The organism is Bacillus sp. CFBP9009 (assembly GCF_036541465.1).
Taxonomy (GTDB): Bacteria; Bacillota; Bacilli; order Bacillales; family DSM-1321; genus Peribacillus.
On the sequence record NZ_JAZHFU010000033.1, the window covers coordinates 1 to 11602 of the forward strand.

Here is an 11602-nt window from a genome sequence, read left to right on the forward strand (position 1 = left end):
GGTGTCTTACTCATATCTTACTGAGGAGCCCTATTTTTTTCAAAGCTGAAAAATAACGAACTACAGGAATGCTATCCTGCCCCGATAGTTCCATAAGAAAAAGCTGCCTTAAAGACAGCTCCGATCTTCAGCTAAAGAACTCGTTAGTTGCATAAGACACCCGTTTGTCCAAGAATCTGAATAACATTTTTAAAATTAACAGCTTTTAATCACCAAATGCAAATATTATGGAAGTGACCGTTAAAGAAAGCCTCATTGGCTGTCACATTTTTTTATACCAACTGCTCTTTTTCATTCTACTAATTTCAAAATCCCATCCACTAAAAGAAAAGGAAAACGATGTCTAATAATTTCTTTAATTTTTTGAGTATCAAACAATATTAATGGCCGCTTTACAAATACTATATTTTCTTATTTTATATTCCACGATAAAACAAGTCCTAAATGTGTAAGCCCTCCTCCGAAACCATAGAGTATTAAAGTATCACCATTTTGAACTTTCCCTTCTTCTATTCCTTGATTTAGTGCTAATGGAATAGAAGCAGATGAGGTATTCCCAAAATACTTCATACTCGTCAATGTTTTTTCTATAGAAAATCCTGATTTTTCACATATTGATTCAATCATCCTTAGATTTGCACTATGTGGTATAAACCAGTTAATATCCTTTATGTTTAATTCTGTTTTGAGTAATAATTCTTGTATTCCTATTGGTATAGTACGGGCTGCCCATTTGTATACTTCCCTTCCATTCTGAACCATCTTTCCAGTTCTATTTAAGGATTTATCATCCATAGTAGTTGCAAAGGTTGTTCTATATACATGAATACCACCTTCTCCATTAGTTCCCATATGGCTAGCCAAGAAACTAGGATTTTCCTTATTATATTCGACTAACATAGCACCAGCGCCATCTCCAAATAAAATACAGGTTGTTCTATCTTTATAGTCAGTGACTTTTGATAAAGTTTCGGTTGCAACAACTAAAATCTTTTTTTGTGCCTCAGAAGTAATTAAATTATTAGCTAAGTGTAAAGCATATGTGAATCCTGCACAGGTAGCATTTAAGTCAAACGCTCCTGTACAGGGAATATTAAAGTGACTCTGAATTTGACATGCCACACTAGGAAACGCATAGTCAGGAGTTGTAGTTGCTACTATAATACAATCAATATCTTGTAAATCCTTATTATATTTTTCAATAAGATTTTCAATGGCTTTAAAAGCCAGTGTTGACGCATATTCTGTTTCTCCGGCAATTCTTCTTTCCTTCATACCAGTTCTTTGTACAATCCATTCATCATTTGTATCTATTATTTTTTCTAAATCATTATTAGTAAGTCTTTTTTCAGGTACATAGGTACCGATAGCTGTAATTCTTGCTTTTGATTTCATTTATTTGTCCCCTTTACTATTTTACACACCTAAAGTTATAATCTGATATTAGTACCAGGTGCTAATTATTTCTAATATTCTATCATGAAAATAATGGAAACGGAATAACTAAATGGTTTTTTGATGGCGTTAAAAAGACAAATCCATGTAAAATTCTGAAGAAATTATTACATATCTTTACCCTTTTTTGGGTCTTATTGTTCAACTAACTTGCCCAGTTAGTTCATTAACAAAGTATCAAACTTTATTTCATGTCTACACAAACACCATTTACTGTATGTTGTAGTAATGGATCATACCCTTTGTAGCGTTTGTGAACGTACTAGTCATGTCAGTAAAATTCACTTCTTTTCCGGAAATAATGGCAGTGGTAAAGCTTAATTTTAGTAAAAATTATGTCAGAAACTTTTCATATAAAAAAAGCTACCCATTAAGAGTGGGTAGCAAGTAATACAAGTTATTTGAAAACAATTTGTAGTTTTCCATATACTTTTCCAGAAGAGTATCCATCTTTCACATCAACATAAAATTTACCTATTTTCATATCTGTGAATAATGTCTTTCCACCTGCTAAGCTATGATAGCCTGTGCACTTTCCAGTACTAGCATTGCAGAGACGAGACCATACGTTACTATAATTAGTCAATAACTTACTTCCAGAAGAGGTCTTTAAATAGATTGGGGAAACCAGTTCTACCTGTAGGTCACTACCTTTGTTAGGATTTCCAATTTCACCATCCCATTTTCCATCTTCTGTTTGAAAAGAATACTGAGGAACACTTGCTTGAGCAGAAGAAGTACCTAATACCATTCCACCTACCAGAACTAACACAAAGGTACTTAAGATTGAAAATAAGCTTTTTATGTTATTTCCTCCTCCAATCTTTATCCCTTTTATAATATCAGAATAAACTGATTATTAAAATGATTAAAAATGACTATAGCTTCTTAGATTCAAACATCTTTTGGTTGCGTCATCTTCATCGTTTTACAGTTCAGACGGCTTACTCCCGTAATAATGGCAATTTTCCCTTTTAAATGGCCCATGATAATATTCTCCCATTACAATCAGTAAATTTGTCTTATACTTGTCCTTTTGTTGCATAAAGAAAAAGCCATCTTAATGACAGCTCCGATCTTCAAAAAGCACCCGTTAGTATTTAAGTTTATTCAGGTCAAATCTTGCTATTTCTTGATTTTCAATTGTCACAACTAAAAAAGCATTTAATGCATACTCTTTAAGTTCAGCTAATTTTTCTTTTGAAGGTACAAGCAGTGGAACTTGGGAATTTTCTTCGCTTACACCTAAATCGTAGTTAAGAGTATACTCACCCTTTTGATCAGGCTTAAGAACCGGTAAAAATGAATGACCGAACCCTACACCACTCCCGTTATAATCTTCAGGATTATAAATATTGAAGCCCATTACGTCTTCTGACACGGCTTTTAATTTGTCTTTGGGCTCAATCTTAAGTTCAATTCCTTTATCAACTTCTTCAATACCTGCTGTTTTATTACCTGTATTTTTAATGGTGAATTCATAAAATAAAGCTGTCGGGATCAGCTCATTTCCCTTTCCTTCTCCTTCAGTTATCACAATTGCACCAAGCAAATCCTTATCTTTAACAATATCAACTTTCGCATCTACTAGTTCCAGAGTAGGATTTGATGAACAAGCTGATAAAAAGAATAAAACAAATAGGCTAATAAAAACAAAGCATTTCCTCAAGTAATCACCTCCAATTTAGATTACCATAATTTACCTATAATTCAAACGAATTTATTTTTAAATGCATAAGAAAAAGGCTGCCTCAGCAACCCCCTAAGTAAGGCGATCATTTATTTTGATTTGTTTTACTGAAAATAAAAACAGTTATATTGAAAACACTATACCCTTTCAAGAGGTATATGAGGTAAAGGTGGTAATTGAATTCTAACCAGGTCTCCCGGGTGAACCTCACCACTTTCCAAAACTATGCTCATTATTCCTGCTTTACGTATCAAGTTCCCATGCTGATCCCGGTCCAAAACAGCGTTCATAAGTCCTGATTTAAATTGATCAATCTGGGCACATGGATTTCGTAGGCCTGTTACTTTAATAACTGCTGTTTCCCCAATAAATAGTAACGAATCCTTCGGTAATTCAAGCAGGTCGATACCTTTTGTGGTAATATTTTCACCCATTTGTCCAGCTGTAACATTAAACCTGTCTTTCAATTCCTCTAATAATTCTGAGTGGATTAGGTGAACTTGCCGAAGGTTAGGTTGATTTGGGTTCTTCGCTACACGTGAACGATGCTTAACAGTTTTACCCGAATGGGCATCTCCTTCAACGCCCAAACCCTTCAACAGTTTTATACTATTGCAATTTTCCTTGCTGAATGTGTGTTTATCACTTTTACTTACAGCTATTACTACTCCGCTAGCCGAGCCGATATTTTCGTCATTCACTTTCTTTCAACTCCCCCCAATACTTATATTTGATATCTTTATTCAACTATCCTGCCAAGAAAGATCCAAAAAGAAAAAGGCTGCCTTAGCAACCTCCCTTTGTAAGCTCAATTAGAATCTTATTTAAACTTCTAACTTTTTGCATCAATTATCTGTTGAATAATTTCTATGCTTTTAAAATCCTTTGGACGAAGTGTTCTTCCTGTTCCTAGTTCGTGAACTTTTTTTCTGGCTTTATTTGAAAACCATCATTAACAAGAGCCTGTTCCAAGTGCTCACGATACTGTATCCAGGTAACTAAATCAATATCAGAATGTAACCGAGTAATCTTTCCAAGAAGAAAATCTATCGCAGCCACAGGTCAAAATTGAGTGATAAGCAAATTTCATTTAATTCACGAAGTATATTTAATTGTAACTTGCTTGTATCATTTTCTTCGGTACCAATCTTATAATCCACCCTCATACACACCTTTTATATACTAAGATATAAGTATTGAAACAACCTTGATCTCTATGTATACTTTTGTTCCATAACCTGATATAATCCGAGTTTTTCTGAACATATATAAAATTATTGAAAATTAACCGTTTCTTCGTTTATATTACTACCGTCATAACACCTTTTTTGATAAGAGCAGCTTTTGCAAACCAGTAAAGAATTCGTTTTCAAATACTTTTTGGGTTCTTGTAAAAGATTCTTGATTATGTTGAGGTATTCCAATCCATTCGAAACATCATTCATGGTTGGAATATAAGTTTCTATTTTACCTTCCATAAGCGAGAATATCTCTATTCTTTCCGGTAATTGACCAAATGCCTTTTCACAAAATACCGAAATCATATTAGTAAATAATAAGTTCATTTCTTCGTGTGTATCAACTACATATTTTTTTATGATGTATGAGCTGCTTGACCATTCTGCTACTTCAAAAGTTAAGGAGAGTTCGGTCCCCAACTCCTTAATATTGATGTTAAACTTTTCATATAAAAATAAAGGTGGATATTGAATTTTTTTGGAAGTTAAAAATTGGAGTAAATGGTCAGTTATATTAGCAAGAGCCATATAATAATGACTCCTTGACTCGAACTGACGTACATCAATGGCACTCCAATGATCATCTATGAACTCCATAACTTTCTTAGTTGTCTGACATATTGGAGGCAGTTTATAATAGCGACTTACAACTTGATTAACCACAGTTTGAACCATCTTCCTCCAATCCAATTGAGTTGTGATTTTTCCTTCTATATGATGAAAGTAAAATTGATAAGGACATCTTATAAAATCTTGTAAATGGTAATCAGTTAAAGTAGCAATGGAAATCCGATGTTCCTTACCCATCATTCCCCTCACCTATCTTTCCTCATAAAATAGCTAATTCTATATTGAAGAGACAAGACTTTTCTTTATAAAATCCCTCCCGAAATTTTGGCAGTTTTTGATATCCTCATCATCTGGGTTTAATTCTACTTTTAATCCTTCTAGGACGATATCAGCACCCTGTTCTCTTAATTTTTCGGTCAAAATATCTACGGCTGCACCATATTGTGAGTAAGATGAATCGCAGGAACCAAACACCGCAGCTTTCTTTCCAGTTAGATCAATATTATCCATTTCCTCATAAAAGTCTAAAAAATCATCCGGTAATTCTCCGTCTCCCCACGTATATGCGCCTAATAAGATACCATCATACTCTCCAAGTATGGAGGCTTCAGGACCTTCCATTATATCTATCTTTTCGATATTCACATCACTGATTTCTGTGATTCCTTCTATAATGATATCCGCCATTTCTTCTGTATTTCCACTCATACTGGCAAAAATCATAATGAATTTAGACATGATAAGTTCCCCTTCCAACACTGATGATTATTAGTAAAAATTTAAACTACTTAGCAGCATTATCACCTTTAATTAAACTTTGGTGAAATTGAATTTCCAGACCTTTCAGCAAAAAGATAGGTATCGATGTTTTTTGCTAAAAAATGATTAATTTTAATTAACAAACTTACACGGGAATCATGTCTATGTAACGCTCACACCACAAAAAGGGCAGGAAATATATAAGTCAATTGCATCTTTATTTAATATGTTCATAAAATTGTCGTGTTTTCCCAAAAAGCATGTAAATCTCCAGTGTTGATTTTATTCTTTATTTTCTGTACGTTACTCAGTTCATCGGCAAATGAAAGAAACGACTGCCTATCATGTGCATCGAGTGCTTCGTTTATTTTAAAGCTTAAATGGTTAATTTTTAGATTCAAATCCAAAATGGAGCAAATGCTTCCCTTGGAATACAGTTCCTCAATATCTTCCACATGCATAAAAAACTGAAACTCGTTGTTGATATCTATTAAAAAGTGCCATCCTAAGCAATCAACATACTTCCGCTCGTTTGTAATTGTCCAAACATCACCTTGAAGGAACTCAATCATATGTTGGTGCTTTTGCCCAGGACAGCAGCAACTTACTTGATGCTGAAATTGTTCTAATATTATAAAATTTTTATCCACAGATGTTCCTCCTCCACTCATATTCAGTATTTATTGAATTTTATTTGTTATCGCTAACTTAGTCAGTTGACTGAATTTTGTCAGACTTACTTTCTATTCTTTTAAGGTTGACCTATTTTCATTTTTCTTCCTGATCCAAAACTGTTTATTCAATATGTTGAAGCCTTTTTAATTTTTATTGTCAGGGAATAGGAATTTGTAAGAGCATTAAATGAAAATGATTATCAATATCAAAGTTACTTTATATAATAATGATAATGATTATCAATGTCAATCAGTTTTTAGCCATATAGGTTATATAATCAATCCGTCAGTAAAAGCATCTTACTGAGATATTCTATTAAGCTCGTAATTTGTCCAATATGAATATTGGACAATCATAGTCCTAAAGATACTTTTTTCCGAAGTTATTAACACTAGCTTGGTTAATTTAAGCCCCTCATTTGTTTCACTCAAATTTCTCATGCTAATAATCTGGATACATGTGAAACTATTCAAAAGATATAAAAGCCATAATATTATGTCGATTTTTATCAATTGCCCTCATGCAAATAAAAGGAGGTGATTAGATTGATTCCAGTAGCCTGTACTTTATTCTGAAGAAAATATCGGCAATAAAAACTGCCCCCCAATTGTTAGCTGTGTCTAACAATTGGGGGGCAGTTCATTTTTACTGGTCGACCTTATAATAAGAACGGACCTCCTGGTTAGTTCATTAACTTCTCAAACGATAAAATTACAATCCCACATATTGCAGATACTCCCAAAAATGATAATAAATAAAAATGAGGAGGCGTAACACTCACAAACTCTACCTCATTTTGAAGGGTTGCTACCTTATCCCATGCACTCTCAATATCTGGTTTATAGTATTTTGTTTTTATATAACCGACTAACATCATAACAACTGCATAGATTACATGAATTGAAATTGAACCTATAATTGCTTGAATAAGAACCTTCATATCGCTCCTCCTTTTTTACTCATTTCACCATATTCAGTAACATGTGTTCTTGAACTAACTGCCATTTAGTTGAATAAGACTGAGTTTTTAGCGTGTATAATGTTCTCTAATAATCAGTTTATATTTTGGCTTAAAATCAATTTCTATTGTTTGTTGGGAATCGTCATGCAGAACCGTTAAAAGTACACTTGAAAGTTCTCTTTTGTCTGCTGTAATCTCAAACTTGTTAACTCGTTTTAAATTCAAGATTGATAACACTTTATTTGAATTCATTTGGGTTACTTGTATTTTTACTTCACCGTAAGATGGAGAAAGTGTAACAATATAGTCTTCCTCTCCATTGGAAAATTGATATCTTGCTTTATTATAGTAATATGGTAAATCTTCCTCAGTGGTATCAAATAATGCAGGTTCACACTCAAACAACGAAAGAAAGTCGTTTGCTTCTGGCAATATATTCACTCACCATCAACACCTTTCAACACCCTATTTTATTATTTTCTTGTTGAGGAAACCTGCCCATATAGTTGCATAAAGAAATAGCTGCCTTTAAGGCAGCTTCGATCTTTAGCTAAGCACCCTTTAATTCAACAAAAGTGTAGTATATTAGTATGTACTCATTATATGTAATCGATATCGAAATGAGGGGATATTAATTCCATGCTTTGTAAATCCCATTCAAAAGTAAGGATGGCTGATTGTTTTGATTTATGTGTTAAAAGGCGTACTCCATTTTTTATGATCATGCTTTCTGCATCCCAAAAACGGACAGTTTCGTCTTCACCAGTACGATTACAGACAAATACGGGCAGTCCTGTTTCTAATGACCTTTGTTCCCATTCTCCCTCTGGACCGTGTAATCCGGGACCCCAGGAAGACGGTGCAATTAATATTTCTGCTCCTTTTTCAACTAAGCTGTAAGCAATGTCTTTGGGATATGCGTCTGCACAAATCATAATACCAACCTCAACATTGTCTGTTTTTATTGGCTCTATTACATCCCCTGATGCTGACCAATCATCAATAACACTTATTTTTCTCTGTTTGCCTAATAAATGACCTTGTTTATCTATGACAAACACAGAATTATACAACTCTCCGTTACTGCCTTTTTCAGGGCAACCCAAAAATACAGTGCTTTTCAAATTCTTTAGTTTACGGCTCAAATTACCCATCCAAGCATCAGGTTGCCGGTTAATCCATCCAGTCCCAATCTTATGATTGAATTGAAGTCCGCTGACACATAGTTCGGGTGTTATAATCCATTCGGCATTATTGTTTGATGCTATATGAATGGCTTGTTCAATGAGTTTTTGGTTATACTCCACATCACCAGCGATAGGCAATAGGTGTAATAAAGCTATTTTTATTTTTCCCATATTGATCTCCCAAACTTCAACTTTTATTAATGGCTATGCTTGTAATAATTGTAGCATAGACATTGATTTGCTTGTTCAACTACCCTGCCCCGTTAGTTCCATAAGAAAAGAGCTGCCTTAAAGACAGCTCCGATCTTCAGCTAACGCACCCGTTAGTTGAGAATCGGAGCTAAACTTCATAATTTATTTAAGTAACTTTATTAAATTTGGTGGTATATACACAGCTTAATCTTTTTTGTGAAGGTGGCAGATGGATGCAAAAATATCTTGCTATCTCCACACAAAAAATTATTCATGCAAAAAAATTTGGCAGTCTAAAGTCGCTAATACTCTTTTAATTCTGCGAGTTACAAGTTGGCCCGATACTTGCATTGTAGATTAATATAGATTTAAAAACTTAGGAGGTACACAAAATATGTCCTTAACTCTAAAATAAAGAACCATTTATAGACTAATTCATCATGCGTATAGCAGCTTATTGTTTGGAAGAAGAAAGACCGCTGAATCTTCTCGTTTTCGATGGTTATAAAATCATCTAATGGAAAAACACATTTAAAAAACTTTTTATTGGAGGCCTTTTATGTGGGTAATCACTGTTCATTCAAAGAACAACATTAAAATATATGAGTTTGACTCTGAAAAAGAAGCTAAAGATGCTTTCAGGAGGATGCAGGGTTGTAAAATCCTAACAGAAGTAATTTATTTTAATGATTTTGATTTAGTTAAATCATAAAAATTCAGAATTTTTAGCTAATTATAACTTTTTACATTCCTTCTTTAAACTAGTCAGGATTATCAAAAGAAAGATAGACGTACTAGAACCTTGTTCAAAATCGAATCGATATGAACGAGACAGTTTCACTATTTTAGAAATAGATATGAAGATGTTTATAAATTAAAGGGAGATATTTAAATGGAAACTAAATACTGTAAAGAATCAAGAGTTGTAAGAACAAGTCGCATTTTCCCAAATGATGTAAATAATCATAATACTTTGTTCGGTGGTCGTTTGATGAGTCACTTGGATCAGGTATCCTCAACTTCTGCAGCGCGTCATAGCCGTAGGGAATGTGTAACTGCCTCAACAGATTCAGTTGATTTTTTACATCCAGTTCGAACAACAGATTCAGTCTCTTTTGAATCTTATGTAACATGGACAGGTACCTCTTCAATGGAAGTCTTTGTAAAAATTATTGCAGAAGACTTAAAAAGCGGTAATCGTAAAATCGCAGCAACTGCACTATTAACTTTCGTAGCACTAGATCAACATAACCGGCCAACACGGGTTCCACAAGTCATTCCAGAAACAGAAGAAGAGCGAAAATTACATGAAACCGCACCTGATCGAGCAAGAATTCGTAAGGAAAGGAAACAAAAAAGTAAGGAATTGGCTGCATTTTTAACTGCAAATTATCCCTGGGAACAATATAGTTCATGCTAAGCTTTATGGACAAGTAGTAGAATGGGATAAATTAAATAAGTTAAGTTAGGTTCATGAGGGGAATGGTAGTCCTAGTGACTCTTACAATCAGGATGGAGAGAGGATATTGTGTCAGTCTTATAGATTAGTGAAATTTCCGCTGATGTTCTTAACCAATAAGCGAATTTACGAAAAATAAAATAATTAATTCTTGCCTTTACTCCCATGGAGCAAAGGCTTTTTTTTGACAAGTTTCTACTACTGATAACGATTATATTCTTTAATAATAAGTTCTAACTTTGAATTCACAGAGGTATACAAGAAGATATAGGGAAACAAAATGTTAATTTTGGGACGGTAATTTTAGTATCCCCCAAAAAACATCATTTTCTTTGAGGGACAGTTTGAAAGTCACATATGCTTACTTTTTTTTGCGTTCCTGGGCTTTTAATGCTATTTTTTCAAGTCCATTATTCGCAAATTCTACATCTGTTTTAGGTAAAGCATCATTATTCTTCAATTGCTTATTTTTATTTTTAGACATTTTTTCACCCCCTGTAGTTTGATTCAGTTAAAGACTTGGATGCCAACATTAATTAAATATACTATTTAATGATACTGTGTAATTTTTATCCTTTTTCGTTATCGGCAACCAGTAATTTTAGTTTGCGTTCTTTTTTGCAGGCTATGCTATTTGAGATTCTTCTTCAACCTCATGATTTTAACTTACCAATAATTCTAATGAACTCTATAACACTCTCTGCTAGTCTACTTTCTCCGGCTGTTAATACCGCCTCTGAAGTAGGATATTCCTTTAACATCAATAAAGAAACCTTCGAATATAGATCCCCAAAAACCTTCCGGTATTCAGGAAACACTTGATCTAAAATGGTGTGAAACTGAAGTTTAGCTTCCACATACATATTCGTTACGATTTCCTGTTGTCTGGACAAATTCCGAAGGTCTAATAGCTGAATTCCTCTAATTTTATGAGGTTCTAAATCCTCTTTGTAATACAGCACACACAACTGGTACGCATCGATAGCGTCTGTTTTTACCTTCCGTAAACTGGACTTCTTTGTCTGATAAGAAATAATCGGATTTAGTAAAATATATAGAATCCCTTGATCCTCCAGGTATTCAATAACGGGAGAATGGTAATGCCCTGTAGATTCTAAAATGACCATAGGCATCTGCCCTGTCACCTCTTCGATTTCTTTTAGAAATCCAATAAAATGATCTAATTCCTCTCTAGTATGCTTTATTGAAAAGCTCTTTCCATACGGTTTAGATTGATCTAAAAATGCCTGAACTTGACTCTCTCCTTTTGCCACATCCAGACCAACAACTGGATTCATTGTTTTTCCCTCCTCTACTTACTAACCAGTACCCCTAGTCCTCCATGTAGTGTCATAGCTTCGCTTGTTATACGAGATCTACGTCCCAACCAGCCTCAAACATGTTTCTACAAGTAGG

The 11602-nt window shown here is 33.9% G+C and carries 14 protein-coding genes and 2 pseudogenes; 2 read left to right on the forward strand and 14 right to left on the reverse strand.

Annotated features, from left to right (window positions below; all coding sequences use genetic code 11):
* Positions 1-230 precede the first annotated feature (230 nt).
* The 12 genes and pseudogenes from V3595_RS27890 to V3595_RS27945 form a co-directional block, all read right to left on the reverse strand.
* Positions 231-378, reverse strand: a pseudogene (locus V3595_RS27890) (3-hydroxyacyl-ACP dehydratase FabZ); the annotation flags it as partial.
* 33 nt (positions 379-411) lie between these two features.
* Positions 412-1395, reverse strand: coding sequence for a beta-ketoacyl-ACP synthase 3 (locus V3595_RS27895; protein ID WP_485911144.1), 984 nt, complete (start codon positions 1393-1395; stop codon positions 412-414).
* Positions 1396-1852: 457 nt separating this feature from the next.
* Positions 1853-2206, reverse strand: a complete 354-nt coding sequence (locus V3595_RS27900) for a hypothetical protein (protein ID WP_485911146.1) — start codon at positions 2204-2206, stop codon at positions 1853-1855.
* 342 nt (positions 2207-2548) lie between these two features.
* Positions 2549-3124 carry a putative periplasmic lipoprotein gene (locus V3595_RS27905; RefSeq protein ID WP_485911148.1) on the reverse strand — a complete coding sequence of 192 codons (576 nt, stop codon included), beginning with the start codon at positions 3122-3124 and terminating at the stop codon, positions 2549-2551.
* Positions 3125-3282: 158 nt separating this feature from the next.
* Positions 3283-3846 carry an MOSC domain-containing protein gene (locus V3595_RS27910; protein WP_485911150.1) on the reverse strand — a complete coding sequence of 188 codons (564 nt, stop codon included), beginning with the start codon at positions 3844-3846 and terminating at the stop codon, positions 3283-3285.
* A gap of 208 nt (positions 3847-4054) precedes the next feature.
* Positions 4055-4204 (reverse strand): nucleotidyltransferase domain-containing protein, encoded by a 150-nt coding sequence (locus V3595_RS27915; protein WP_485911152.1) that lies wholly within the window; start codon positions 4202-4204, stop codon positions 4055-4057.
* A 215-nt stretch (positions 4205-4419) separates the two neighbouring features.
* Positions 4420-5190, reverse strand: a complete 771-nt coding sequence (locus V3595_RS27920) for a hypothetical protein (RefSeq protein WP_485911154.1) — start codon at positions 5188-5190, stop codon at positions 4420-4422.
* 39 nt (positions 5191-5229) lie between these two features.
* The gene (locus V3595_RS27925) at positions 5230-5691 is read right to left on the reverse strand and encodes a flavodoxin (RefSeq protein WP_485911156.1); all 462 of its coding nucleotides are present in this window, start codon (positions 5689-5691) and stop codon (positions 5230-5232) included.
* Between the two features lie 251 nt (positions 5692-5942).
* Entirely contained in the window at positions 5943-6362 is a 420-nt protein-coding gene (locus V3595_RS27930) for an IDEAL domain-containing protein (RefSeq protein WP_101225807.1), read from the reverse strand.
* Positions 6363-7069: 707 nt separating this feature from the next.
* The gene (locus V3595_RS27935; RefSeq protein ID WP_485911158.1) at positions 7070-7327 is read right to left on the reverse strand and encodes a hypothetical protein; all 258 of its coding nucleotides are present in this window, start codon (positions 7325-7327) and stop codon (positions 7070-7072) included.
* Between the two features lie 87 nt (positions 7328-7414).
* Entirely contained in the window at positions 7415-7789 is a 375-nt protein-coding gene (locus V3595_RS27940; RefSeq protein ID WP_485911160.1) for a hypothetical protein, read from the reverse strand.
* Between the two features lie 158 nt (positions 7790-7947).
* Complete coding sequence (locus V3595_RS27945; protein WP_485911162.1) at positions 7948-8706, reverse strand: carbon-nitrogen hydrolase family protein; 759 nt, start codon at positions 8704-8706, stop codon at positions 7948-7950.
* A 580-nt stretch (positions 8707-9286) separates the two neighbouring features.
* On the opposite strand from V3595_RS27945, the gene V3595_RS27950 reads away from it, so the two are divergent.
* Positions 9287-9439 (forward strand): hypothetical protein, encoded by a 153-nt coding sequence (locus tag V3595_RS27950; RefSeq protein ID WP_230302362.1) that lies wholly within the window; start codon positions 9287-9289, stop codon positions 9437-9439.
* A 180-nt stretch (positions 9440-9619) separates the two neighbouring features.
* Positions 9620-10147 (forward strand): acyl-CoA thioesterase, encoded by a 528-nt coding sequence (locus V3595_RS27955; RefSeq protein ID WP_230302361.1) that lies wholly within the window; start codon positions 9620-9622, stop codon positions 10145-10147.
* A gap of 400 nt (positions 10148-10547) precedes the next feature.
* Here V3595_RS27955 and V3595_RS27960 read toward each other — a convergent pair whose 3' ends face one another.
* Both V3595_RS27960 and V3595_RS27965 read right to left on the reverse strand, forming a co-directional pair.
* A complete protein-coding gene (locus tag V3595_RS27960) occupies positions 10548-10670 on the reverse strand; it encodes a hypothetical protein (RefSeq protein WP_283249181.1) in 123 nt (40 codons plus the stop codon).
* A gap of 193 nt (positions 10671-10863) precedes the next feature.
* Positions 10864-11484, reverse strand: a pseudogene (locus tag V3595_RS27965) (IS110 family transposase); the annotation flags it as partial.
* Between the last annotated feature and the right edge of the window lie 118 nt (positions 11485-11602).

Coding starts and splice junctions, on each gene's coding strand:
- V3595_RS27955 (WP_230302361.1), top strand. CDS start 9,620: ATGGAAACTAAATACTGTAAAGAATCAAGAGTTGTAAGAACAAGTCGC.
- V3595_RS27900 (WP_485911146.1), bottom strand. CDS start 2,206: ATGGTATTAGGTACTTCTTCTGCTCAAGCAAGTGTTCCTCAGTATTCT.
- V3595_RS27950 (WP_230302362.1), top strand. CDS start 9,287: ATGTGGGTAATCACTGTTCATTCAAAGAACAACATTAAAATATATGAG.
- V3595_RS27925 (WP_485911156.1), bottom strand. CDS start 5,691: ATGTCTAAATTCATTATGATTTTTGCCAGTATGAGTGGAAATACAGAA.
- V3595_RS27895 (WP_485911144.1), bottom strand. CDS start 1,395: ATGAAATCAAAAGCAAGAATTACAGCTATCGGTACCTATGTACCTGAA.
- V3595_RS27920 (WP_485911154.1), bottom strand. CDS start 5,190: ATGGGTAAGGAACATCGGATTTCCATTGCTACTTTAACTGATTACCAT.
- V3595_RS27945 (WP_485911162.1), bottom strand. CDS start 8,706: ATGGGAAAAATAAAAATAGCTTTATTACACCTATTGCCTATCGCTGGT.
- V3595_RS27960 (WP_283249181.1), bottom strand. CDS start 10,670: ATGTCTAAAAATAAAAATAAGCAATTGAAGAATAATGATGCTTTACCT.
- V3595_RS27935 (WP_485911158.1), bottom strand. CDS start 7,327: ATGAAGGTTCTTATTCAAGCAATTATAGGTTCAATTTCAATTCATGTA.